General features: G+C 33.2%; 23 protein-coding genes. All 23 read left to right on the top strand.

All coding sequences use genetic code 11. The features are described from left to right. Positions 1–131: 131 nt before the first annotated feature. The 23 genes from GUB10_RS02755 to GUB10_RS02640 all read left to right on the top strand — a co-directional run bounded on the left by GUB10_RS02755 (position 132) and on the right by GUB10_RS02640 (position 23,595). Positions 132–1,124, top strand: coding sequence for an SDR family oxidoreductase (locus GUB10_RS02755; RefSeq protein WP_193709912.1), 993 nt, complete (start codon positions 132–134; stop codon positions 1,122–1,124). A 9-nt stretch (positions 1,125–1,133) separates the two neighbouring features. After that, positions 1,134–2,051, top strand: coding sequence for a glycosyltransferase family 2 protein (locus tag GUB10_RS02750; protein WP_193709911.1), 918 nt, complete (start codon positions 1,134–1,136; stop codon positions 2,049–2,051). A gap of 3 nt (positions 2,052–2,054) precedes the next feature. After that, positions 2,055–2,771: a GNAT family N-acetyltransferase gene (locus tag GUB10_RS02745; RefSeq protein WP_193709910.1), complete on the top strand. Its 717-nt coding sequence runs from the start codon at positions 2,055–2,057 to the stop codon at positions 2,769–2,771. Beyond that, complete coding sequence (gene rffA / locus GUB10_RS02740) at positions 2,768–3,928, top strand: dTDP-4-amino-4,6-dideoxygalactose transaminase (protein ID WP_193709909.1); 1,161 nt, start codon at positions 2,768–2,770, stop codon at positions 3,926–3,928. The genes GUB10_RS02745 and rffA overlap by 4 nt, the downstream gene beginning before the upstream one ends. Continuing rightward, the gene (locus GUB10_RS02735) at positions 3,912–4,469 is read left to right on the top strand and encodes a hypothetical protein (protein WP_193709908.1); all 558 of its coding nucleotides are present in this window, start codon (positions 3,912–3,914) and stop codon (positions 4,467–4,469) included. Before rffA ends, GUB10_RS02735 begins: the two co-directional genes overlap by 17 nt. A gap of 94 nt (positions 4,470–4,563) precedes the next feature. Next, a complete protein-coding gene (locus GUB10_RS02730; protein WP_193709907.1) occupies positions 4,564–5,196 on the top strand; it encodes a hypothetical protein in 633 nt (210 codons plus the stop codon). A 64-nt stretch (positions 5,197–5,260) separates the two neighbouring features. Further along, positions 5,261–6,547 carry a nucleotide sugar dehydrogenase gene (locus GUB10_RS02725; protein WP_193709906.1) on the top strand — a complete coding sequence of 429 codons (1,287 nt, stop codon included), beginning with the start codon at positions 5,261–5,263 and terminating at the stop codon, positions 6,545–6,547. Between the two features lie 452 nt (positions 6,548–6,999). Then, a complete protein-coding gene (locus GUB10_RS02720) occupies positions 7,000–7,371 on the top strand; it encodes a four helix bundle protein (protein ID WP_193709905.1) in 372 nt (123 codons plus the stop codon). An 81-nt stretch (positions 7,372–7,452) separates the two neighbouring features. After that, positions 7,453–8,847 carry a UDP-glucose 6-dehydrogenase gene (locus GUB10_RS02715; RefSeq protein WP_193709904.1) on the top strand — a complete coding sequence of 465 codons (1,395 nt, stop codon included), beginning with the start codon at positions 7,453–7,455 and terminating at the stop codon, positions 8,845–8,847. Positions 8,848–8,849: 2 nt separating this feature from the next. Continuing rightward, positions 8,850–10,037: a UDP-N-acetylglucosamine 4,6-dehydratase gene (locus tag GUB10_RS02710; protein ID WP_193709903.1), complete on the top strand. Its 1,188-nt coding sequence runs from the start codon at positions 8,850–8,852 to the stop codon at positions 10,035–10,037. Further along, entirely contained in the window at positions 10,037–11,179 is a 1,143-nt protein-coding gene (locus GUB10_RS02705) for a LegC family aminotransferase (RefSeq protein WP_193709902.1), read from the top strand. The genes GUB10_RS02710 and GUB10_RS02705 overlap by 1 nt, the downstream gene beginning before the upstream one ends. Then, positions 11,169–11,792, top strand: coding sequence for an acetyltransferase (locus GUB10_RS02700; RefSeq protein WP_193709901.1), 624 nt, complete (start codon positions 11,169–11,171; stop codon positions 11,790–11,792). The genes GUB10_RS02705 and GUB10_RS02700 overlap by 11 nt, the downstream gene beginning before the upstream one ends. Positions 11,793–11,794: 2 nt before the next feature. After that, positions 11,795–12,631 carry a hypothetical protein gene (locus GUB10_RS02695; protein WP_193709900.1) on the top strand — a complete coding sequence of 279 codons (837 nt, stop codon included), beginning with the start codon at positions 11,795–11,797 and terminating at the stop codon, positions 12,629–12,631. Beyond that, positions 12,628–13,683 (top strand): N-acetylneuraminate synthase family protein, encoded by a 1,056-nt coding sequence (locus tag GUB10_RS02690; RefSeq protein ID WP_193709899.1) that lies wholly within the window; start codon positions 12,628–12,630, stop codon positions 13,681–13,683. Before GUB10_RS02695 ends, GUB10_RS02690 begins: the two co-directional genes overlap by 4 nt. Beyond that, positions 13,670–14,731: a nucleotidyltransferase family protein gene (locus tag GUB10_RS02685; RefSeq protein WP_227740283.1), complete on the top strand. Its 1,062-nt coding sequence runs from the start codon at positions 13,670–13,672 to the stop codon at positions 14,729–14,731. The genes GUB10_RS02690 and GUB10_RS02685 overlap by 14 nt, the downstream gene beginning before the upstream one ends. Next, positions 14,731–15,411 (top strand): cytidylyltransferase domain-containing protein, encoded by a 681-nt coding sequence (locus tag GUB10_RS02680; RefSeq protein WP_193709898.1) that lies wholly within the window; start codon positions 14,731–14,733, stop codon positions 15,409–15,411. Before GUB10_RS02685 ends, GUB10_RS02680 begins: the two co-directional genes overlap by 1 nt. Continuing rightward, complete coding sequence (locus GUB10_RS02675; protein WP_193709897.1) at positions 15,404–16,813, top strand: lipopolysaccharide biosynthesis protein; 1,410 nt, start codon at positions 15,404–15,406, stop codon at positions 16,811–16,813. Before GUB10_RS02680 ends, GUB10_RS02675 begins: the two co-directional genes overlap by 8 nt. Further along, positions 16,803–18,278, top strand: a complete 1,476-nt coding sequence (locus GUB10_RS02670; RefSeq protein WP_193709896.1) for a hypothetical protein — start codon at positions 16,803–16,805, stop codon at positions 18,276–18,278. Before GUB10_RS02675 ends, GUB10_RS02670 begins: the two co-directional genes overlap by 11 nt. Beyond that, complete coding sequence (locus GUB10_RS02665; protein ID WP_193709895.1) at positions 18,256–18,936, top strand: CatB-related O-acetyltransferase; 681 nt, start codon at positions 18,256–18,258, stop codon at positions 18,934–18,936. The genes GUB10_RS02670 and GUB10_RS02665 overlap by 23 nt, the downstream gene beginning before the upstream one ends. A gap of 109 nt (positions 18,937–19,045) precedes the next feature. After that, a complete protein-coding gene (locus GUB10_RS02660) occupies positions 19,046–19,936 on the top strand; it encodes a glycosyltransferase family 2 protein (RefSeq protein ID WP_193709894.1) in 891 nt (296 codons plus the stop codon). A 3-nt stretch (positions 19,937–19,939) separates the two neighbouring features. Next, on the top strand, positions 19,940–20,788 hold the full coding sequence (locus GUB10_RS02655) for a glycosyltransferase family A protein (RefSeq protein WP_193709893.1): 849 nt from the start codon (positions 19,940–19,942) through the stop codon (positions 20,786–20,788). Between the two features lie 21 nt (positions 20,789–20,809). Next, positions 20,810–21,949 carry a glycosyltransferase gene (locus GUB10_RS02650; RefSeq protein WP_193709892.1) on the top strand — a complete coding sequence of 380 codons (1,140 nt, stop codon included), beginning with the start codon at positions 20,810–20,812 and terminating at the stop codon, positions 21,947–21,949. 575 nt (positions 21,950–22,524) lie between these two features. Beyond that, positions 22,525–23,595 carry a glycosyltransferase family 4 protein gene (locus GUB10_RS02640; protein WP_193709890.1) on the top strand — a complete coding sequence of 357 codons (1,071 nt, stop codon included), beginning with the start codon at positions 22,525–22,527 and terminating at the stop codon, positions 23,593–23,595. The last annotated feature ends 956 nt before the right edge of the window (positions 23,596–24,551 follow it).

The following is a 24,551-nucleotide window of genomic DNA, read 5'->3' as shown; positions in this document are numbered from 1 at the left end:
CCTATCGTCTATATCAAAACCGTCTTTCAAATAATTCTTAACGTTTTTAAAGCTTTAAGGTTTATTTAGCAATAGGCTCATAAAGAAATTCTATCTTTGCCGCTGATTAAAAGTTAAACTAAAATTCTTAAATGACTGAATTTCAGGGGAAATTAGAAAACAAAAGAATACTTGTCACCGGAGGGGCCGGGTTTATTGGATCCAATTTATGTGAGACCTTAATAGATTTAAAGACCAAAGTAGTTTGTTTAGATAACTTTGCTACCGGCCATAAGCATAATTTAGAGAAGCTTAAAGATCATAAGAGTTTTGAATTAATTGAAGGAGATATTCGCGATTTGGAAACTTGCCATGAGGCTTGCAAGGATGTAGATTATGTATTGCACCAGGCGGCTTTAGGTTCTGTGCCACGTTCTCTGGCTGATCCTATTACCAGCAACGAAGTGAATATATCTGGCTTTTTAAATATGTTGGTAGCAGCGCGAGATGCCGGGGTAAAAAGGTTTGTATACGCAGCAAGTTCTTCTACTTATGGAGATTCTGAAAAACTTCCTAAAGTGGAAGATAAAATAGGAAAACCACTTTCACCATATGCAATCACTAAATATGTAAACGAGTTATATGCCGATATTTTTCAGGATGCCTATAAATTAGATACTATCGGTTTAAGATATTTCAATGTTTTTGGAAGAAAGCAGGATCCAAATGGAGCTTATGCTGCCGTAATTCCAAAGTTCGTGATGCAATTTATGAAGCATGAAAGCCCGATTATTAATGGCGATGGCACTTATTCTCGTGATTTTACCTATATCGATAATGTAATTCAAATGAATTTACGCGCCATTACTTCCGAGAACAAAGAGGCTGTAAACCAGGTGTATAACACTGCTGTTGGCGATAGAACTAATTTGGTGGAACTTACACAACTGCTCAAAAAATATCTTTCTGAATTTGATCCTAAAATTGCGGATGTTGAAGTTAAGCATGGCCCAAATAGGGCGGGTGATATTCCGCATTCTTTGGCTTCAGTCGATAAAGCGAAAAGGTTATTGGGTTATAAGCCTAGTCATCGAATTGATGAGGGGTTAAAAGAAGCGGTTGCTTGGTATTGGGAGAATTTATAGTGTTTTCAATTGAAAAATGACAACTTAATATCGATTGTAATTCCTCTTTTTCAGGCAGAAAAGCTTTTAATAGAACTTAATTTTCGAATTAAGAAAAGTTTTCAATCTTTAAAAGAACATAGTTTTGAGCTTATTTTGGTTGATGATGGTAGTACTGATGAGACTTGGCCTATTGTATCTAAATTAGTTCAAGAAGAAACTTATGTGAAAGCTTTAAAGTTGAGTAGGAATTTTGGTCAGCATAATGCGATTACAGCAGGTTTAGAGCGTTGTATGGGTGAATGGATTGTTGTGATGGATTGTGACCTTCAAGACAGGCCTGAAGAAATATCCAATCTAATGGATAAATCTAAGGAAGGATTTGATATTGTATTAGCGAGACGAGTTGCAAGAAAAGATTCTTGGTTCAAGAGAAAAACTTCTTCTTTATTCTATAGAAGTTTTTGGGCTTTTAGTGGGCTGAATTTTGAAAAGGGAGTTGGTAACTTTGGTGTTTATCATAAGAAAGTTATTCAGGCTGTTTTAAAGTATAGAGAGAACTTTAGACCTTTCCCTATTATTGTTAAAGTAGTAGGTTTCAAAAGAACAGCTATAAATGTAGTGCATGGTAAGCGACTTTCGGGCAAATCTAATTATAATAATTTCGGTTTGATTAAAGGCGCTTTAAATGCTATTATTTATTACTCTAATAGACCAATTTGGTTATTTTTATTGGTAGGAATGGGCGTAGTGAGTTTTATATTATTTTTACTATTGAGTATGTATTTTTTGACTTTTAATGTAGAAACAAAAACCTTGGTGCTTATTTTAATCATCCTGATGAGTATTGTTAGTCTAAATGCGTCTTTAATGGGTGTTTATGTTTCCAGAATATTTATTGAAAGTAAGAATCGTCCGCTTTTTATTATAGAGGAAGAGCTTGTTTAGGTTATGAATGATAAAATTATAGATTTAAGTTGGGATAGTGAATTTTTTGGTTTTCCGGTCTCAAAGATTGAAAATGTGACTTTAAGTAAAACTTTTTTAAAGTCGGTTCATCTTAACTGTAAAGCTAAGTTAATTTACTATTATAATGATGAAGCTTTAGATGAGAAGCTTTTTGATAACTCGTTTTACGAAGTAAAATTGGTAGATATAAAAGTTCCTTTGAAAAAAGTATTGGATAAGGAAACTAATATTCATCCAAATATTTCCTTTTATCAGGAAACAGAAGCTGGAAAGGAATTAATTGAGTTAGCTCAAATAGCGGGTGTACATACTCGATTCAATATTGATGGAAATATACCAAAAGTAAAATATAGAGATTTATTCACTGAATGGATAGAAAGGTCTGTTAAAAAAGAGATTGCCGATTTTATTTTGGTATATAAAATTAATAATAAAATAGTTGGCTTTGCTATAATCGATATTAGACAAAATTCTCCTTATATTTCTTTATTTGCGGTACACCCTGACTATGAAGGAAAGGGGATCTCGTTTGCTTTGATGCGTGCTATTGAAAATAAACTAAGAGATTGGGGTTACAAAGAAGTTTTTGGTGCTACACAGCAAGTTAATAGAAAAGCTCTTGTAGTTTATGAACGTTACGGATTAAAAAGATTGCCTTCGCAATATGTTTATCATTTATGGAAGAGAGATAATTTATGAAAATTCCTTTCAATAAACCATATATTACCGGGAATGAAATAGTTTATATGGGAGAAGCTATAAAATCCGGAAAACTCTCAGGAAATTATGATTTTTCTAAAAGGGTTAAAGCTTTAGTCAAAGCTAAATACGATTTGGAAGGTATTTTTCTTACGCCATCTTGTACTTCAGCACTTGAGATGGGAGCTTTGTTGGTGGATTTGCAGCCTGGTGATGAGGTTATTATGCCGTCTTACACTTTTACTTCTACAGCAAACTCTGTCTTGATCTTTGGAGCAAAGCCTATCTTTTGTGAAGTGAATTCAAAAGATATGAATATTGATGTTGATAAAATAGAATCACTTATTACGTCTAAAACGAAAATGATTATCCCTATAGACTATGCCGGGATTCCTTGTGATATTGAAGAAATAATGCTTATCGCAGAAAAATATAACTTAATTGTGATGCATGATTGTGCGCAATCTTATGCTTCGTTGTTTAAAGGTGAAATTAGTGGGAAGAGAGCGCATTTGGCTTGTTATAGTTTTCACGATACCAAAAATTATAATTGTGGTGAAGGCGGTGCTTTAATTGTAAATGACACTTCAAAAAGGGAAAGAGCGTCCTTTATTATGGAGAAAGGAACCGATAGAACTAAAGTTGTACAGGGAATTCAAGAGCGTTATAGCTGGGTTGAAAAGGGGTCAAGCTATCTCTTGGCCGATGTTCTTGCTGCTATGCTTTTAGCGCAATTAGAACAGGAAGGGGAGATAACTAAAAAAAGAAAAAATATACTTGAAAAGTATATTGAATGGTATAATGAACTTTCTTTTAAACACGATTTAAAGATTCCTGTATATAGTAAAGATAAGCATCCAAATGCTCACGGTTTTTGGATGCTTTTACCGAATAGAAGTATGAGAGACGAGTTCCTTAAAAGAATGGAAAAGAATGGAATCTCGGCTTATATTGGTTATATCCCTTTGCATTCTGCTAAGATGGGGTTGAAATTAGGTTATAAGCCGGAGGATTTAGAGCAGACCGAAAATTTTGCCGGCAGAATAGTGAGAATGCCTATTTATGCAGGGATGAGAGAAGAGGAATTAGAGTACGTGCAGCGTCATGCCAAATATGAACTAGAAAGTCTATTAGTAAATAATGATGACAATAGATAATAGGCTTCTTTTGTTTTTTTTGATTTTCATCCTTATTTTAGGAGTATTTCTATCAGTACATTATTCTTATATAAGTGCAGATGCCCCTTATTATCTTTCGGTGGCTAGGGATATTTCTAATGGAGATATCCCATATAAGGACATTTATCTTTCTTATACTCCTATTATGATGTATTTAAATACATTTATTTTTGAATTTTTTGGAGGAGATGTTTATAAAAATTTTTTGATTTTTCAAATTTTGATAATTGTATTAAGTGCTTTGGTCTATTACTTTAGCATTCTTAAAACATTTAAATTATCGAGTCTAACAGCTTCATCTCTAGCATTACTTTTAATTATTAGTGTTTTAAGTTCTGATGGAAATTATATTAACCTTGAAGTATATTCAATACTGTTTGTTTTTATTGCATTTTTTTTACTCTTTCAAGAAAAATTTATTTTAACCGGTATATTTCTAGCCTTAAGTTTTTTTTTGCAAGCAATATGGTATTTTAAATTTTATTCCTTTCTATGTTTTTCTTTTTTTAGAAAAGGATAAGTCATTTCTAAAAGCTCTGTATTTAAGTGTTGGGGGGCTTATTCCGCTTGCTTTATTCTTAATATATTTTGTGGGCTTTCAAGAAGTAGCAATTATGAACTTAGTTCAACAATTAAGCGGATCTGAATATATTAGGTATGTTGTAAAAGGGGTTCCATCTTTGAAGGCCTGGTTTTTAGGAGGTAAAGTTTTTATAGTTCTTATTCTACTATGTTTTTTTATAATTAGGAAAAAGTATAAATCGCATTTAAATACTGTTTTTGTAATTGGAGTTTTTGTAAATTTAATACCTACCTCTATCCAGAGCTTTCAACATTATTTTATCAATACCTTCCCTTATATCTTTTTGCTGCTGGCTTATAATTGGGAAGATGCATATAGGAAAAGGGCATTTCTTGTAATTTCTGTGGGTGCATTACTAATAAGTAGTTTGTTGTTTTTGAGGGTTATCAGATATAAAGGAGAATACAATCACCAGCTGCTAATTGCAAATTCACTGCAGAAGTGCTTTCCGAAAAATAGTACAGTCTTTGTTTATGGGAAAGAAAGATATCTTTATTTTTTGAATAATTACGATAATCCATTAAAAGAAAAAATAGGCTATTCTTATTTAAACAATTTGCCTCCCTATTTTTTAGAAGGTTTAAAGGTTATCTCTAACAAACCTTTTTCTGATATGAAAGAGTTATTCGTTTTGAAAAAACAAAAATTATATTTGAAGCTTTAACGAAGATTTAAGGAGGAGTTTAAATAGAACTTTATCTTTGCAAAATTAAATTTAAATTTAAATAATGGGAAATAGAAAAATAGCCGTTATAGGCCTTGGTTATGTTGGGTTACCCCTGGCAAGACTTTTTGCTACTAAATATCCGGTAATAGGATTTGATATAAATCAGTCTAGAATTGAAGAATTAATGACTGGGCGCGATTCAACTTTAGAGGTGGAGGATGATGTATTACAATCGGCTTTGGTTCAAAAGGAAGATTTAGAAAATGGAAATGGTTTATACTGCTCGGCGGATCTTGAGGATATAGCAGATTGCAACTATTATATCATTACGGTGCCCACCCCGGTAGATAAAAACAATAGGCCAGACCTTACTCCGCTGTATAAAAGTAGCGAAACCGTTGCGAGAGTACTGCAAAGGGGAGACGTGGTAATCTATGAATCTACGGTATACCCGGGTGTAACAGAAGATGAATGTGTGCCGGTGCTTGAAAAACATAGCGGACTTAAATTCAACGAAGACTTTTTTGTTGGGTATTCACCCGAGAGAATTAACCCGGGAGATAAAGAGCATACCGTAGATAAAATTTTAAAAGTTACCGCCGGTTCTACTTCAGAGATTGGAAAAAAAGTTAATGAACTTTATGCTGAAGTGATTACTGCCGGTACGCATTTGGCACCCACTATTAAAGTGGCTGAAGCCGCTAAGGTGATAGAAAATTCACAAAGGGATATCAATATTGCTTTTGTAAACGAATTGGCCAAGATATTCAATATGATGGATATCGATACACAGGCAGTTTTGGAAGCAGCTGGCACAAAATGGAATTTCCTTCCTTTTAAACCCGGATTGGTTGGCGGTCACTGTATTGGAGTAGATCCTTATTATTTGGCTCAAAAAGCCCAGGAAATTGGCTATCATCCGGAAATTATCCTTGCGGGAAGAAGAATGAATGATTCTATGGGGCAATATGTAGCTTCTGAAGTTGTAAAGCTTATGCTGCAGAATGACCAAAAAGTAAAAGGAGCTAATATCCTGGTGCTGGGTATTACCTTTAAAGAGAATTGCCCCGATGTTAGAAATACTAAAGTGGTAGATGTGATAAAGAATCTCAAGGAGTACGGGACTAACGTGACCATTTATGATCCACTTGCGAATCCGGAAGAGGTTAAGCACGAATACGGACTCACAACTGTAAAAGAAATACCGGGCGAAAAATATGATGCCGTCGTTTTAGCTGTGGCGCATAAAGAATTTTTAGAAATGAACCTTGATCAGTTGAAAAACGGAAATACCGTTGTGTATGATGTGAAGGGAGTGCTGGGAGATAGATGTGATAAGAAGTTGTAAAATCGGGAATTGAGAATAGTTAATTGGGAATTCGTTAATTAGTGATTCGAGATTGGTTTTTTGTTAGTTTAAGATGATTTTAAATTAATTCGTCATGCTGAACTTGTTTCAGTATCTAACATGATAAGAGCCCAGGTCTAGCTTTAATCCCTGAATAAATTTTGGGTAAGTTCCCGAATAAAATTGGAATAAAACGGGAATCATGATTTGAGAACCGGGATTGGTGAATTGGGGATTAGTTAATTTGGGAATGGAGATTGGTTAATTAGGGATTCGGGACTAGTGAATTTATTTAACTATAATTGATTAATTAGAAAAAAATATCCGATTATTTTGTGATTGATTTAAAAATCAGATATTTCCGAATAAGAATTTTTTTATATCAAATACAGTTTAATATTTATTATGGATATCCATTAAACCAATCAACCGCTTAACCAATTAACTAAAAAATGGCATCAAATTTCGAGGATCTGGATTGTTGGAAGGCTTGTTATGATTTGAAGCTTTATGTGAAAAAGGAAATATTAACCAAATTGCCGAAAACAGAGCGTTTTGAATTATATTCCCAGCTGTTAAGGTCAGCGAGGTCGGCTACGGCAAACATTGCTGAGGGTTGGGGAAGATACCATTATAAAGAAAATATAAAATTTCTTTATAATGCGCGAGGCTCAGTTGCTGAAATATTAGATCACGGGATTGAGGCAAAGGACTGTGACTACATCTCTGAAGAGGTCTTGCAGACGCTTCGGAATAAAGCAGAATCTTGTCTCAGACTAATAAATGGCTATATCAAATATTTAAGAAATAGGAGTAAGGAATAGATATTGGTTGATTTTAAATAGTTTGGGAGGCGGATTCCAATTAACTATTTAACCAATTAACCAGTTAACTAATTAACTAGCATGAACATAAAAAACATCTGCTGCATAGGCGCAGGATACGTAGGAGGTCCCACTATGGCAGTGATAGCTCAAAAATGTCCGGAAATTAATGTTACGGTTGTAGATATCAACGAGGAGCGCATTAAGGCCTGGAACGACGAAAATGTAGAAAATATTCCAATCTATGAACCCGGTTTACCGGAAGTGGTGAAAGAAGCCAGGGGTAGAAACCTGTTTTTTTCTACCGATGTAGATGCAGCAATCGATAAGGCCGATATGATCTTTATCTCGGTGAATACACCTACTAAAACTTACGGAATAGGTAAGGGGATGGCTGCAGACCTTAAGTTCATCGAACTGTGTGCCCGCCAAATCGCAAGGGTGGCTAAAGATGATAAAATTGTAGTTGAAAAATCTACTTTACCGGTACGTACCGCCGAGGCTTTAAAGAATATTTTAGATAATACCGGTAACGGAGTGAACTATCAAATTCTCTCTAACCCCGAATTTTTAGCCGAAGGAACTGCGGTAGATGATTTGATGAATCCAGATCGAGTGCTTATAGGAGGCGATATTGATACTGCTAAAGGAAAAGAAGCCGTAGATGCTCTAGTAGATGTTTACGCCCATTGGGTGCCAAGAGAGCGACTATTAACCACTAATGTTTGGTCTTCAGAGTTATCTAAATTAACGGCAAATGCTTTCCTGGCGCAAAGGGTTTCCAGCATCAATGCAATGAGTGAACTCTGTGAAAAAACCGGGGCCGATGTAAATGAGGTTTCTAAAGCTGTGGGAATGGATTCCAGGATTGGGGCAAAATTCCTCAAATCTTCGGTTGGTTTTGGAGGATCCTGTTTTCAAAAGGATATTTTAAACCTGGTATATATCTCAAAATCTTTTGGTTTACACGAAGTAGCCGATTACTGGGAGCAGGTAATTATTATGAACGACCATCAGAAAAGAAGGTTTGCCGCTAAAATTGTGCAAACCTTATTTAACACTGTTTCCGGAAAGAAAATTGCGTTACTGGGTTGGGCCTTTAAAAAAGACACCAACGATACCCGGGAATCGGCAGCTATTTATGTGGCAGACTATTTGTTGAACGAACAGGCTGAGATCGTAGTGTATGATCCGAAAGTAAAAACAGAACAGATCTATGCCGATTTAGATTATTTGAATACCCGTTCTTCAGAAGAAAATAGAGCCAGGGTAACAGTGGTAGACGGAGCTTATGAAGCGACTAAAGATGCTCACGCTGTAGCGGTGTTAACTGAGTGGGATGAATTTAAAGAATTAGACTGGCAAAAAATATATAAAGAAATGCTAAAACCTGCCTTTTTGTTTGATGGAAGAAGGTTGTTGGAAAGAAAAACTAAAGAGGGTATTGGGTTTGAGTTTTATGCAATTGGAAGTTAAATATGGATGTATTAAATTTAATAGGTAGGAGTACTGAGCTTTTTGTACCTGATATTTCTAAATACGAAGCCGAATTAAGATCTAAAGTTTCAGCTTCCAAATTTCTTGTGATAGGAGGTGCTGGCTCCATAGGGCAGGCAGTTACAAAAGAGATTTTTAAAAGAGACCCGAAAAAACTTCACGTAGTTGACATTAGTGAAAATAATATGGTAGAATTAGTTCGGGATATTCGTAGTTCTTTGGGGTATATCGATGGTGATTTTCAAACTTTTGCTTTAGATATTGGCTCTGTGGAGTATGATGCTTTTATAAAAGCAGATGGAGAATATGATTATGTACTCAATTTGTCGGCATTGAAGCATGTGCGGAGTGAAAAAGACCCTTTTACATTAATGCGCATGATAGATGTGAATATCTTCAATACCGAAAAGACAATTAAGCAGTCTTCTGAAAATGGTATTAAAAAATACTTTTGCGTTTCTACAGATAAAGCTGCCAACCCAGTAAATATGATGGGGGCTTCTAAACGTATTATGGAAATGTTTTTAATGCGACAAAGTAAAAATATTCCAATCTCCACAGCTCGTTTTGCCAATGTAGCTTTTTCTGATGGTTCGCTATTACACGGGTTTAATCAACGCATCCAAAAGAAACAACCTATTGTAGCCCCTTCTGATGTAAAACGTTATTTTGTAACTCCTCAAGAATCGGGTGAGTTATGTTTAATGTCTTGTATTTTTGGGGAAAACAGGGATATATTTTTCCCGAAACTGAGTGAGAGTTTACATTTAATTTCCTTTGCAGATATTGCTGTTAAGTATTTAGAGCAATTAGGCTATGAGCCCTATTTGTGTAAAACTGAAGATGAAGCCCGGGAATTAGTAAAAACAATATCACAAGAGAAAAAATGGCCTTGTTTTTTTACAGAGAGTGACACGACAGGAGAAAAAGGCTTCGAAGAATTTTTTACTGAAGAAGAGACTTTAGATCTAGAAAAATTTCAAAATCTTGGAATTATTAAAAATGATTTAAATATCGAAGAAGAAAAATTGAATCTTTTTGAACAGCAAATTTCTCAAATGAGAGATAGAGGAGTCTGGTCTAAAAATGAAATTGTGGAATTATTCCATAAAATGATACCGGATTTTGGCCATAAAGAAACCGGTAAATATTTAGATGCGAAAATGTAATGATAGCAGTTCAGAAAACCATATCTTTTATACAGGATACGTTTAATACTAAAGAATTTATTCCTTTGCACGAACCGCGATTTCAAGGGAATGAAAAAAAGTATTTAAATAATACCATAGATTCCACTTTTGTTTCTTCTGTAGGGGCATATGTAAATAAGTTTGAGGCTATGATGCAGGAGATTACCACTACTGATAAAGCAGTAGCAGTGGTAAACGGTACATCAGGGATTCAAGTTGCTTTACGTTTGGTTGGAGTTAATAAGGGAGACGAAGTGCTTACTCAGGCTCTTACCTTCGTGGCAACCGCAAATGCTATTGCTTATAATGCTGCAAAACCTGTTTTTATAGATGTAGATCGAGATACTATGGGTTTATCTCCAAAAGCTCTGAACGACTTCTTAGACGAATTTGGGGAACTTAGGGAAGATGGCTGTTACAATAAAAAGACCGGTAATAAAATAGCGGCTTGTTTGCCTATGCATACTTTTGGTTTCCCGGTAAGAATTGATGAAATCGTTAAAATATGTACCAATTGGAAAATTCCGGTAGTTGAAGATGCCGCAGAATCTTTAGGTAGTGAGTTTAAAGGAAAATCACCAGGAAGTTTTGGGAAAGTGGGTGTTTTTTCTTTTAATGGCAATAAGATAGTGACATGTGGAGGTGGTGGTGCCATTGTAAGTAATAATATTGAGCTTGGCGAGAAGGCGAAATATTTAACGACAACCGCTAAAAAACCACATTCTTATGAATACTATCACGATGAATTGGGTTATAATTATAGAATGCCCAATCTAAATGCTGCATTGGCCTGTGCCCAACTTGAAAATTTGCAAAGTTTTATAAAAAATAAAAGGGAATTAGCTGAAAACTATGCTTATTTTTTCAAAGATCAGGATATAAGATTTCGTACTGAAATGCCCAACACTACAGCGAATTACTGGCTCATGTGTGTTGAATTGGAAAACAAAAAACAACGAGATCTTTTTCTAAAAGAAACCAATGATGCCGGCGTGATGACTCGGCCTATATGGCAATTGATGTATAAACTGCCAATCTATAGAGATTGCTTTAAGGATGGTCAGGAAAATGCTGAGTTTTTAGAAGATAGAATTGTAAATATACCAAGTAGTGTTAGATAAGGAGGTTGTATTGGTTGGATATTCAGGACATGGTTTGGTTGTGGCGGAAGCCGCAAAACTAGCTGGTTTAAATATTATGGGATATACAGAAACTAAAAAAGTTAGTTCAAATCCTTTTAAATTGGAGTACTTAGGTTTTGAAAGGGATGAAGAGTTTGAAGCCTGGACCACAAATAAACAATATATTTTAGGGATTGGCGATAATCATATTAGGCAGAAAGCTGGAAACTTTATTATTTCCAAAAACAAAAAAGTTCTAAATATTATTCATCCTTCAGCTTTGTTATCAGAACATTTGCAAATGGGGATTGGGAATTTTATAGCCAGGAATGCAGCGATAAATCCTTTGGTGAGCCTTGGAGATTTTTGCATTATTAATACTGGTGCAATAGTAGAACATGAGTGTACTATAGGCAATGCAGTGCATATAGCTCCCGGTGCTGTATTAACAGGTAATGTGAGTGTGGGTAATGACACCTTTATTGGCGCTAATGCGGTGATTAAACAAGGAGTGAAAATTGGAGAAAATGTTGTGATTGGAGCAGGAACGGTGGTTATCAATGATGTACCTGATAATGTTAAATTAGTAGGCAATCCCGGAAAAAATATTTAGGTATGAGAAATGCACTGGTTACATATATTTATCCAGAAGCGATTAAGTATTTTTCAGATTTTATTCATGCCGTAGAAAATCAAACAGTCAATAATTTTCAGGTTATAATATTCAATGATGGTGTTGAAAATGCAGAATTGTACTTTGAAAAATTACTGCCCAAAGTCGAAATTCTAAATCTTGATGGTTCTATTGCCGGGATAAGGTTTGATTCACTTCAAATTTTAAAGGATAGTACTTTTGAGAATTTAGTATTTCAAGATATTGATGATATGATGTCATCTAATAGAATTGAAGTTTCTCTTAATTATTTAAATGACTATTCGTTAGTTTGTAACGATTTAGATACATTTAGAAATGGTGAAATCTTAAAAGAAAATGTATGGAAACCAAGATTGGGTGAAAATTTTGAATTTGATCATGAATTTTTAATTGATAAAAATATCGTCGGATTAGGAAATACTGCAATTAGAAAAAAACTTTTAGAATATGAGATTAAAAGGAGTAATTTGACAATTGCAGTAGATTGGTTTATTTTTTACCAACTTTTATGTCAATATAATAAAACTGCTTTTTTTACAGGAAAATGCACTACTATTTATCGACAACATCAAAATAATATCGCTGGCCTAAATAATGCAAAGTCAGTGGAAAAACTATTGGAGATTTTAAAAGTTAAATCTTCACATTACTTAGCTTTAAATCAAATAGGACTTTCTTTTAAAGCTGAAGTTGAAAATACTGAAAATCTTAAGAATAGAATAATATTAAATAATAAACCCCTCCAGTTTGAAGCCGATATGGAGTTTTTATGGTGGGAAGAAACTAATGATTTATGAAACAAGTAAAGTTTAGAGATAGAGAAATCGGAAATTTTTTAGATCCTTATATTATTGCTGAAATCGGAGCAAATCACAATGGAGATATTGAATTGGCCAAAAAAATGATTTTATCTGCAAAGGAAGCAGGAGCCGATTGTGTAAAATTCCAATCCTGGACACCAAAATCTTTAATTTCCAGGGAGGAATATGAAAACAATCAGGTTTATAATGATTCTAAAAAGAAACATTTTGGTTCCTTGAAAGAAATGGTAACCAAATATGCATTAACAGATGCTGAGCATAAGGAAATCAAAACTTTTTGTGACGAAAACAATATTGAATTTGCTTCCTCGCCATTTTCTATTGAGGAAGCGGAATTGCTGAATGATCTTGGAGTAGCTTTCTTTAAAATAGCTTCCATGGATATCAATTATACCGATTTTCTCAAAGCTGTAGCTGCATATCAAAAACCTATGATTATATCTACGGGAATGGCAACTTTGGCTGAGATTGAAACGGCAATTAATGCTTGTAAAGAAGTAGGAAATGAGCAAATAGTGTTATTGCATTGTATATCTATTTACCCACCTAAGTATCAGGATATCCATTTAAACAATATTAAAATGCTGCAAGATGCATTTGATTTGCCAATTGGGTTTTCAGATCATACTATTGGAACTTCTATTCCTTTAGCATCGGTAGCCCTTGGAGCATGTTTAATAGAAAAACATTTTACCTTAGATAAAGATTTACCCGGTTGGGATCATGAAGTGTCTGCAAACCCTGATGAGTTAAAGGTAATTTGCACAGAATCTAAAAATATTTCTAAGGCTTTAGGTAATTTTAAAAGAACAGTTTCTGAGGCTGAAGAGAATAAAAAACTAAAATTCCGAAGAAGTTTGGTGGTAAATAGAAATTTGAAAAAAGGTCACGTTTTAACAAAAAATGATCTTTCGGCTAAACGTCCTGGAACTTTTATACCTCCAAACGAAATAGAATTTGTTGTGGGAAGAACATTAAATAGAGATATTGGAGACGATGATTTGCTAAAGTGGAATGATCTATTATAAAAATATGAAACTTTCTGATATTCTTATTTTAGAAGATGAAACTATCTTTGAGGCCTTAAATAAATTAAATAAAATTAGAGGTATAAGTCGTTTAATTTTATTTGTTCAAAATGATAGAGAAGAACTAATAGGTTCTCTTACAGATGGTGACATAAGAAGATCTTTGGCATTAGATGGAGATATCAATAAACCTGTAGGAGTTATTTGTAATAAAAATTTTTGTTATACTGAGGAAACAGGAGGTTATATTGATTTAAAGAAATATAGAAAAAAAAATATAAAAATCTTACCGGTACTTGATGGGCAACAAAAGCTTAAGCGAATAATTGACTTTGAAAAACAGAATGCTGAGTTGCCTTTAGAGTGTATGATTATGGCCGGGGGAAGAGGCAAACGTTTAAGCCCATTGACCGATACCATACCCAAACCTATGTTACCTTTGGGAGAAAAACCTATTATAGAACATAATATAGATAGGTTAATTTCTTTTGGAATTCAAAAAATATATATATCGGTAAAGTACCTGGGAGACCAAATAAAGGAATATTTTGGTGATGGTAGTAGTAAAGGGATATCTATAGAATATATTTGGGAAGATAAAGCATTGGGTACGGCAGGTGCCCTTTCTTTGGTAGAGCAATTTAAAACGGATCATGTGCTGTTAATGAATAGCGATTTATTTACCGATGTAGATTTTGAAGATTTATATCTGGATTTGGTTAATCAAGATGCGGATATGGCGGTGGCCTCTACCGAATATAAAGTAGATGTTCCTTATGCGGTTTTTGAAACTAAAGAAGACGCGGTTGTAGCTTTTAAAGAAAAACCATCTTATGTATACCATTCCAATGCCGGAATTTATATACTAAAAAAAGAATTGGTTCATAGGATTCCAAAGAATGAATTTTATGATATAACAGATCTCATGGATAATCTTGTTAACGAAGGAGGAAAACTTGTTCATAATCCAATTACCGGCTTTTGGATTGATATTGGTAGCCCCGTAGATTATAAACAAGCCCAGGAATTTATAAAACATTTAAAATAATGCTTGCAATAATACCAGCCAGGGGAGGATCAAAGGGACTTCCAGGTAAAAATATTAAAGAATTAAAAGGAAAACCTCTTATTGCATATACAATAGAAGCTGCATTAAAATCAAAATATATTACACGGGTTATTGTTAGTACCGATGATATGGAGATTGTTAAGGTTGCAAAGCAGTATGGGGCCGAAGTGCCATTTATAAGGCCTAGTGAGTTAGCTTCAGATACTGCAAAAGCTATTGATACCTATCAATTTGTTTGTAATCGTCTGGAAGTTGAGGAAAAGTTTAAAATTACAGAATTTATAGTTTTACAACCTACCAGTCCATTTAGAACTGAGCAACACATTGATGCAGCTGTAGATTTATTCAAAACGAGAAAAGCAGATTCTGTAATTAGTTTTTGTAAAGAAAACCATCCTATTTATTGGCATAAGCATGTAAGTGAACTTGGTGAAATTAAATCAATATTTCCGGAAACCATCAAGAATAGACAGGAAGAAAAGCCAACCTTTTTTCCTAATGGTGCTATATATATATTCAAAAGGGAAATTATAAATATAGGCCATTATTATACCAATAGTTCTTTCGCATATATAATGGATAGAAAGGATTCAGTAGATATTGATACCAAGGAAGACTTTGAATATGCTGAATTTTTATTGAATAGGCGAAATGCTTAAAAAACTTTTCTCTCATACTGCTATTTATGGCCTGGCACCACAAATAACTAAAATTGCCAGTTTTTTCGCCTTACCTATTATCACTCAAGATCTAACTGAGGTAGATTATGGAGTTTCAGGGGTGCTAACGGCATATACCTCTGCTTTAGCTGTATTGGCCACTTTAGGATTAAGAGTTGTTTTAGTAAATTCTTTTTTTAAATCACCGGGTCAATATAAATGGGCCTGGAGGCAGATTTATGGATTTCTTAACTTATGGAATTTTATATACGCCTTTATTCTGGGGCTTTTAATTTATTTAATTATTCCAGAGGTTGCAGAACAAGATAAATGGATAATTTTATTTTTGAATATTGCCCCTTTAGTTTTTTTTGGACAAACCAAAACAATTTGTTCCACATATTACCAACTTAAACAAAAACCTTTACAAATAGCTATACGAAGTATTGTTTTTGGCTTTTTGTCAGTAGGCCTGAATGTTGTTTTTATTACTTATTATAAGATGGGGTATATGGGCTGGTTTTGGTCTACTTTTATTGTAGGGATGTTAACTAACCTGTCATATTTTTATCCCTTAAACTTTACTCTAAAACTAAAACCAATATTTAATTTTAAACGCCGATTGATTAAAAACTCACTTCAAATAAGCCTGCCAATGGTACCGCATTATTATTCAAGCTATTTATTGAATAGTTCTGATAAAATGGTGATGGATGTTATGAAGGTTGGAACCGGTGATATTGGAAAATATAACGTAGCCTATACGGTGGGTAGTGTTATGAACTCTCTTGGCACAGCTAGTGGTTTAGCTATAGGCCCTTTGTTAAATAAATATTATAAAGAAAAAAAAGAAGAGCCTGCAAAGAACCTTGTGTTTATTCTGCAAATAAGTTTCTTTTTATTAACTTTTGGTGTATGTATTTGGATGAAAGAACTCTTTTCGTTTTTAATACGAAATGAGGAATTAGCCAAGATGTATTATTTAGGAGTAATAATTGTTATGGCATATAACTATAGGCCGATGTATTTAGGTTTTAGTACAAAAACAATGTTTAATGAAAAAACCAATATAATGTGGAAAATAAGCTTTGGTGCGGGTATAATAAATGTTTTATTAAATTTATTATTAATTCCATTTTTTGGTTTTGAAGTTGCGGCTTTCACAACATTTGTTGGTTATATGTTTATGGGCTATTCCGGGTATTATTTTAAAGGATTTAAAGAAATTAATTCTGCTAGCTATTATCCTATTTTTTGGATCACTCTAACAATGGCTTTAACGATTACGGCTTATTATGCTGTAGAATTATCTAAGGAGCTTAAAATTGGAATCTCATTGGGAGTTTCTATTTTGGCCCTAATTTTTATTCGTAGACTTAATAGATTGATAAATGAAGTTTAAAGATCGATTAGCCGTAATTGAAAAATTGAATATTTGGGAGAAAGAATATCCGGTAGATATCTGGAAGATTCAGGGAGTGCATATATGGCCAATTCTAAAAATGATAATCTTTTTTAAAGTGCATAATAGGTCTAAAGCACCTAATGTTAAAGGATTAAAAAGTAGCGGGAATTTATTGATAATAAAAGTAATTAAAAATGTATTTAAAAAAATAAAAGCATGGTTTATCTTAAAAAGCTTTAATATTAAAAAAGTTGATTTTTTGTTTTCTGGAGCTCCTTCACATAGGGTTAGGTGGGAGAATAACCAATTTAATCGCTATTTTGATCCCATTGCAGATTATTTAGAGTGTAAAGGTGAAGCTGCCTATTTTTTGGAGTATAAAAATGTGGATTTAAAAAGTGTTTATAAACCCTCACGTTGTTTTGATATTACCAGTGTTTTACCTGCTTTTTCTAAAAAAATAAAGTTTGATAATGCTATTTGGAATGATAGAAATGTATTTCCTGAATTCACTTCTTTCTTAGAAGAAGTAGTTAATGAGACTGATTTAGCAGAACAAGAGTTAAAGAAATTATTGGTAGGGAATATACAGGGGGTTTTAAGTTGGGCTGCACTGTATGAATATTTCCTAAGAAAAACAAAAGCTAAGTATATTTTTGGCCTTTGTTATTACAGCACTGCAATTTTTGGTATGAATTTGGCGGCTAGAAGACTTGGTGTGACTCCAATAGATATGCAGCACGGTAGCCAGGGACCTCTGCATTTTGCATATTATTTTAATAAAACGCCAGAAAATGATTATAATATTTTGCCTAAAAAATTTTGGGTGTGGGATAATCTATCATTTAATAACATTTCCAACTGGACTATAAATAATAATCACTCTGCTGTTTTGGGAGGTAATCCCTGGATTCAATTTTTGGAAGAAAAGCTTAAAGATGAAAAACTATATCAAGAGTGTAAACCGATGATATTATTTACATTGCAGCCTTTGAATCCAGCTATTGATGATTATTTTTTAGAAGTAATTTCTTTAACTTGCCAAAAATATAATTGGTGGCTACGCTTACATCCGAGAATGACTAAAGAGGAATTTGCTGTCTTGGATTCTAAATTAATTGATTTTAATATTCGGGAGCAAGTAAATGTAGAAGAGGCTTCCAGCGAGCCATTGCCATTGCTACTAAAAGAATGTTCTTTGCACGTTTCTAAATATTCAGGTTCCATTTCGGAAGCTGCATTAATGAATAGGCCATCTCTAATTATTGATGAGATAGGTTTAAAATCTTTTAAAGATTTGGTTAAAGAAAAGTTAGCGTTTTCAGGTTTATCGAAAGATAAAGCCAGATTATTACAATTAATAGAACAAATAATAACTGGTACTAATTTAACAATAAATGATGAAACACAGGTGCCTATTTGTTATAAACCGATAATTGATGAATTTATTAAAGAAACTTAGGCAAAAAATTGTCAATGCAATACATTGGGATCTAAAACATTTTAACAATATTCAAATTACTAAGTCTTCATTTATCCACCCTACGGTTACACTTAGAGAAACCCAGATTAAGGGCGAAGTAAGAATTGGTGAGGGAAGCAAAATTGAAAATGGGGTAACTATATCGAATAAGTCATATCTGGAAATTGGGCGCTTTACTTCTATAATTGGACCAAATACAGATATTTATTGTGCCCTTAATTCAGTGAAAATTGGATCCTTTTGTAGTATAGCTCGTAATGTAACAATACAGGAGTTTAATCATAATAGTCATAATTTTACAACTTACTTTATAGAACAGAATTTATTAGAAAATAGAGAGAGAAATGAGAGAGTGTCGAAGGGTTCAATTGTTATAGGGAATGACGTATGGATTGGTGCACACTGTGTGATACTTTCAGGTTCCGAGATTGGCGATGGAGCCATAGTTGCTGCAAATTCGGTAGTTAACGGTAAAGTACCTCCTTATGCAATTGTTGGAGGAACACCGGCCAGGGTTATTAAATACAGATTTAGCGAGGAAAAAATCAAATTACTTTTAGAGAGTAAATGGTGGTCTCATATAAACAAAGATAATTATAAACAATATTTTGATTTGTTTAATAAGGGCAATAAATAAACTAAGTTAATACCTTACCAGATTTAATTATTGACTTTAAAATTTGTTAATTTTTTTGTTCCGACTGTAAATAAGAAATATAAACTAAACTATTATATAGTAGAACTGAATGAGTGAAATAAAAATTTCTATTGTTATTCCTTTTTATAGCAGGCATAAGCTTTTAAAGGAAACCCTTATTAGTATAAAGGCTCAAACTTTTGAGTCTTATGAAGTTATTATAGTGGATGATCACTCGGATGAATTTAATTTCTCTGAAGCTACTAAAATTGTTCAAGAGCTGGATGATAATAGATTTAACTTGTTTAAGAAACCTAGTCACATGGCTAAAGGGGCAAATGTATCTCGAAATTATGGGTATAATTTAGCTAAGGGAGAATTTATTAAATGGTTTGATTCCGATGACTTAATGGCATCCAATTTTTTAAATATACAATATAAAGATATTACCAATACAAATTATGATGGCGTTTTGGCTAGTTGCGGAGTCTATGACTCAAAATTTGAGAATAAAATAAAAGATAGTTGGAGGAATAAAATATTTTCTAAAAAACCAATTGTAGAATATTTAAGAGGGCAACTCGCCTGGCAAACGGGTGCTGGTTTATGGAGAAAGTCTTCACTTGCTACTATAAATCCTTTTTCTCAAGATTTGAGTAATGCCCAGGAATATATTTTTCATTTTTATACATTAACAGAAAACTTTAAAATAGGTATTAGGGAGGAAGAATTATTTCATATTAGATCGCATTCTCAATCTATAAGTAAAAAAAGGGATGAAAATTATTTAAAAAATAGATATAAATCTAGGCTTATAGCTTTAAATAGAATTTATTATACAAGGAATAGTGGTAAAAGATATTTAATAAAGTCTATCATAAAAATGATAAGTGAGGAAGGGAGGAAAGATAAATTAAGTTATTGTAAAATGCTAATTGAAAATTTGAAATTAAAAAGATGCCCTTCTCAGCGTAAAGCAATATTACATAAGATTCGTTAGAATATGATTTCAATAATTACCCCTACATACAATCGAGCCCATCTTTTACCACGTATGATAAAAAGTGTTTTAAATCAAAGTTTTCAAGACTGGGAACTAATTATAATGGATGATGGTTCTACAGATGATACAGAAACTGTGGTAAAAACCTTTGGTGACCCTAGAATAAGTTACCATTTTACAGAAAATTCTGGTGCTGCAGATAAACGAAATAAAGGTGTTGAATTTGCTAAAGGTGACTATGTAACTTTACTTGACAGTGATGATGAAGCTAAACCTCATTGGTTATTGAAAATTAATAAAAAAATAATAAATGGAGCTCAGGTTGTTTGTTGTGGAATGGAGCGATATAATGAAAAGGAAGAACTTATAGAGAAAAGACTTCCTTTTAAGTATAGTTCGCTTTATCAAAATATAGAAGGTTATTTTTTATCGGGAACTTTTCTTTTAAAACGAGATTTGTTTACATCAATAGGTGGTTATGATATTAGTCTTTCTTCAGGTCATCATACAGATTTTTTGCTTCGTTTAATTCCACTTCTACAAGTAGAGGGAATTACTATTGCAAACGTTATGGAGGCTCTTATAAAGATACACGGCCATAATGGTGCCAAAATCCGCAATAATCATAAAGCAGTATTGGAGGGAACTTTAAATATTTTAAATAAGCACGAGGTATTATTTAAAAAGAATAAAGAAGACTATAAAAACTTTTTAAGTGTTGCGGGTACTAATGCTTTAATTTTAGGAGAGAGAAGTTTGGGAAAGAAACTTTTAGCGAAAGCATACCTCCTAAAACCATTAAGTTTAAAGAGTTTAGGAAGGTTGGTTCTTGCTTATTTAGGTCGATAGTCAATAATTTTTAGAAAAATAATGATGATAGGTAGATTGAAAGTTTTATTTGTAATTGATACGCTTAATTCGGGAGGTGCTGAAAAAAGTTTGGTTGAAATGGCCATTAAGTTTCGAGAAATTACTCCGGTATTTCTCCAGATTTACAAAGGTGATTTCTTAAAAAACACACTGATTAATCATGGCATAAAAGTTATCTCCCTTGATTTAGATGGGAAGTATAAATTCAAAGAAGCAACAATAAAAGTTTTGGATGTAATAAATAAAATCGAGCCAGATATTATTCATTCTACTTTAATTCGTTCCGATTTAATTTGCAGGAAATTAAAAGCATATATAGATATTCCTATAATCAATAGTTTTGTTAGCAATTCCTATAAAAAGGAAAGATATGCTTCTTTAAATTTACTTAGAAAATTGAAATTGTATTACATTCAATTTTTGGATAGACAAAGTGCAAAAAGAGTGGATTTGTTCATTTCTAATTCTAAGAGTATTGCAAAAGATAATTCCAGCGCTTTAAATGTACCTAAAGAGAAAATTGTCGTAATTCCCCGAGGTAGAGATATTTCACTATTTGAAATTTCAGAAGAGAAAATAAAGGCTAAGAGAAAGGAACTTGAGATAGTTGATAAATTAGTTCTTTTAAATGTTGGTCGTTTAATTGAGTCGAAAGGACAACTGGATTTGATAAAAGCTTATGCTAAGGTAAAAAAGCATTTTCCCGATACTATTTTATTTATAGCCGGAGAAGGACCTTTTCGTGCTCGTTTGGAGTTGGAGATTAAACAGAGTGGCTTAACCAATAATGTTAGGCTTCTGGGTAATAGAACTGATGTGCCGCAACTTTTGGCTCTAAGTGAAATCTTTATATTTCCAAGTTATATTGAAGGAATGCCCGGGTCTTTAATAGAAGCAATGATGGCGAAAACTAATATTTTAGTCTCAGATATTCCGGAGAACCAGGAGTGTTTTCCCCCAGGTTTTAATCAATATTTTGAAACAGGAAATATCAATCAACTTACAGATGCAATCTTAGAAAAATTGCAAAATGATAAAAAGGGAAATGAAGAATTATACAACCATTCAATTAAAAATTTTGAAATAAATAATGTGGTAAGTCGTTATGAGAAGGTCTATCAAAAATTATTAAAAAATTAATCTAAATTTCAGTTTAATGATAATGAACTTAAATATGATGTCTTTAGATATAAGAACGTGTACTCACTTAGATCTCAAGTTTCTGTAATTTTAAATTATTCTGGAGCAAGATTTGTGCTAATGCACAGAGCTTGTAACGTTTACTCCGCAAAGAATCCTTTGGGGATTTTTTTAGAATTTGGCAGAAATTACTAAGCAAATCATATAATATTGAAATACCGCACACTACAAAATTAGGAAGGGGCTTTATTTCGGTCATTTTAAAAATATTATAATAAATCAAAGCTCTGAAATAGGGGGTAACTGTAATATTTGTCAGAGAGTTACTATAGGTAGATAAAATGGAGGAAAAAAATGGCGTTTCCTGCTATCTTGAATCAAGTTTATATAGGAGTAAATTCTGTAATCGTGGGTAATATAAAAATTGGAAACAATGTCTTAATAGCTTCTTTAACCTTTGTAAATTTTGACGTCCCAGATAATGCATTTGTACTTGGGAACCCCGCTAAAATTATTAGTTACTCTGGAAATAAAGGCTATATAAAAAACACTTAACACATAATTAAATAATTCTGTTGAAAATCCTCCAACTTATACAAAAACCTCAAAACAGGGGCGCCGAAACTTTTACTTGTCAGCTTTCTAAGCATTTAATACAACTGGGGCATGAAGTACAAATAATTGCCATCTTTCCGGGAAATTCAAAGCTAGATTGGAATATAGAGATAGATGATATAGGCGGTAATGACGGTATTCGGTTTTTAGATTATAAAGCCTGGAAAGCTTTGGCAAAAAATATAAAGGACTTTCAACCTGATATAGTACAGGCCAATGCCGGGGATACCTTAAAATATGCCGTTCTTTCTAAAAGAATATTTGGTTGGTCAACGCCTATTATTGTACGTAATGCCAGTGAAGTAGGACAATATTTAAAATCTTCACTACAAAAAAAACTTAATCATTTTTTATATAAAAATGTAAACCTGGTGTTGTCCGTATCTCAAGCTTCTAAAAGAGATATTATTCATCTGTTTCCTTTTTTACTAGACCGTACTTTTGTTCTTCCGGTGGGACTTGAGTCTAAAATACCAAAAACTATTAAACTCATGCCGCAGGAGGTAAAACATATAGTTCATATTGGCGGCTTTAGTTTTGAAAAAAACCATAAAGGTTTGCTGGAAATATTTCAATTGGTGATACAAGACGAACCTTATTTACACCTGCATTTAGTAGGGGATGGACCGTTGCGGTGGGAGATTGAAAACCTGGTAAAAGAAAAGGGATTGCAAGACTCCATAACATTTCATGGTTTTGTAAATAATCCTTTAGATTTCTGTATGGCTGCAGATGTGCTGGTATTACCCAGCATTATTGAAGGTCTACCGGGGGTGCTTTTAGAAGCAATGTACTGTAAAACCCCGGTAGTGGCTTATGATGTGGGAGGTATTGGTGAAATTGTGAATAATGACACTGGTTACTTAATCAAAAAAGGAGATAAAAACAGTTTTAAAAAAGCTATATTGAAAGTTTTGGCAAACAAACCGGAGCATAAAATGGAAAATGCCTATAAAATGGTAAAAGAAAGTTATATGAATAGTCAAATAGCTTTGGAGTTTGAAGCTGTATATAAAGATTTATTGAAGTAGACTTCTTGAGGTTTTAATGTAACTTTATTGGCATCGCTAAAGGGTGGAATACCCCGAGGTAGTTTGCTTATAACTTATTTGTTAGCCTTATGCTTTTAATTATTAAAGGATTTGTCACATTGAGACCTACTATAAAGAAATAAAACACGGTAGTATTGACGAGGGATCTAGATTGGAAGCGTAAAGAAAGCTGCCACGAATCCGCGAATATTTAAAGTTTCATTTATTTTTAAGTGTGGAAGAACTAACTTTAATTGATTAAATTAGATATTAACCCTTCCGACTTCTTCCGCTATCGTATAAGAAGCCACCTTCCCTTTAAAAGGGATGGAGCTGGTTCGATTCTCCTTCAATACTAGATAGGCCTGTTCCGGCAAGGAGGGATGAATTTAGCTTAGCTGAAGAAGGGGTGGTTGCGTTTTTATTCATGAAGTTTCATTTAAGGTTTGAAAAATTGCTATATTTTTATAATCTTTAATATATTGATAGTTAATATGTTATGCATTCCATTAATGATAGCTTATCAAAGTGAGCCTGTCAAAGTGAGCCTGTCGAAGTGAGCCTGTCGAAGTGAGCTTGTCGAAGTGCAGGAGGAAAAAGTGTGTAGCACAGGCTTTAATTAATTTTACCAGGATGGATGGTTCAATACCTGAATTTTTGGAATTTGCCAATACTCATTTGCATAAATTTAGAAAAATCCGTTTGGCTCAAACAGCCGAAAACTGTACGGAATTTTCACTTCAAATTTTATGATAAATTTACGGTAGACCGAGATAACCGGGATACTAAAATCATCCGATTTATTATAAATAGCTATGTACGCCCATTTATAATGTATTCCAACAGAGCGTCAACTAAAACGTTTATAGAGTTACTGGTACAATCTAAAATTGCAAAGTCGGGGTCGGCTAAGTATCTCTAGCCTAAAAAAAATAAATTTCTTGTGTAAGCTTGAG

The organism is Salegentibacter sp. BLCTC (assembly GCF_015143665.1).
GTDB classification, from domain to species: Bacteria; Bacteroidota; Bacteroidia; order Flavobacteriales; family Flavobacteriaceae; genus Salegentibacter; species Salegentibacter maritimus.
The sequence above is the reverse complement of the archived record's forward strand: the minus strand, read 5'-3'. Positions and strand labels throughout refer to the sequence as shown.

What these genes read in the sequence shown, in the direction of transcription:
- GUB10_RS02755 (WP_193709912.1), top strand. Translation starts at nt 132, where the DNA reads ATGACTGAATTTCAGGGGAAATTAGAAAACAAAAGAATACTTGTCACC.
- GUB10_RS02745 (WP_193709910.1), top strand. Translation starts at nt 2,055, where the DNA reads ATGAATGATAAAATTATAGATTTAAGTTGGGATAGTGAATTTTTTGGT.
- rffA (WP_193709909.1), top strand. Translation starts at nt 2,768, where the DNA reads ATGAAAATTCCTTTCAATAAACCATATATTACCGGGAATGAAATAGTT.
- GUB10_RS02735 (WP_193709908.1), top strand. Translation starts at nt 3,912, where the DNA reads ATGATGACAATAGATAATAGGCTTCTTTTGTTTTTTTTGATTTTCATC.
- GUB10_RS02730 (WP_193709907.1), top strand. Translation starts at nt 4,564, where the DNA reads ATGAACTTAGTTCAACAATTAAGCGGATCTGAATATATTAGGTATGTT.
- GUB10_RS02725 (WP_193709906.1), top strand. Translation starts at nt 5,261, where the DNA reads ATGGGAAATAGAAAAATAGCCGTTATAGGCCTTGGTTATGTTGGGTTA.
- GUB10_RS02720 (WP_193709905.1), top strand. Translation starts at nt 7,000, where the DNA reads ATGGCATCAAATTTCGAGGATCTGGATTGTTGGAAGGCTTGTTATGAT.
- GUB10_RS02715 (WP_193709904.1), top strand. Translation starts at nt 7,453, where the DNA reads ATGAACATAAAAAACATCTGCTGCATAGGCGCAGGATACGTAGGAGGT.
- GUB10_RS02710 (WP_193709903.1), top strand. Translation starts at nt 8,850, where the DNA reads ATGGATGTATTAAATTTAATAGGTAGGAGTACTGAGCTTTTTGTACCT.
- GUB10_RS02705 (WP_193709902.1), top strand. Translation starts at nt 10,037, where the DNA reads ATGATAGCAGTTCAGAAAACCATATCTTTTATACAGGATACGTTTAAT.
- GUB10_RS02695 (WP_193709900.1), top strand. Translation starts at nt 11,795, where the DNA reads ATGAGAAATGCACTGGTTACATATATTTATCCAGAAGCGATTAAGTAT.
- GUB10_RS02690 (WP_193709899.1), top strand. Translation starts at nt 12,628, where the DNA reads ATGAAACAAGTAAAGTTTAGAGATAGAGAAATCGGAAATTTTTTAGAT.
- GUB10_RS02685 (WP_227740283.1), top strand. Translation starts at nt 13,670, where the DNA reads ATGATCTATTATAAAAATATGAAACTTTCTGATATTCTTATTTTAGAA.
- GUB10_RS02680 (WP_193709898.1), top strand. Translation starts at nt 14,731, where the DNA reads ATGCTTGCAATAATACCAGCCAGGGGAGGATCAAAGGGACTTCCAGGT.
- GUB10_RS02675 (WP_193709897.1), top strand. Translation starts at nt 15,404, where the DNA reads ATGCTTAAAAAACTTTTCTCTCATACTGCTATTTATGGCCTGGCACCA.
- GUB10_RS02670 (WP_193709896.1), top strand. Translation starts at nt 16,803, where the DNA reads ATGAAGTTTAAAGATCGATTAGCCGTAATTGAAAAATTGAATATTTGG.
- GUB10_RS02665 (WP_193709895.1), top strand. Translation starts at nt 18,256, where the DNA reads ATGAATTTATTAAAGAAACTTAGGCAAAAAATTGTCAATGCAATACAT.
- GUB10_RS02660 (WP_193709894.1), top strand. Translation starts at nt 19,046, where the DNA reads ATGAGTGAAATAAAAATTTCTATTGTTATTCCTTTTTATAGCAGGCAT.
- GUB10_RS02655 (WP_193709893.1), top strand. Translation starts at nt 19,940, where the DNA reads ATGATTTCAATAATTACCCCTACATACAATCGAGCCCATCTTTTACCA.
- GUB10_RS02650 (WP_193709892.1), top strand. Translation starts at nt 20,810, where the DNA reads ATGATGATAGGTAGATTGAAAGTTTTATTTGTAATTGATACGCTTAAT.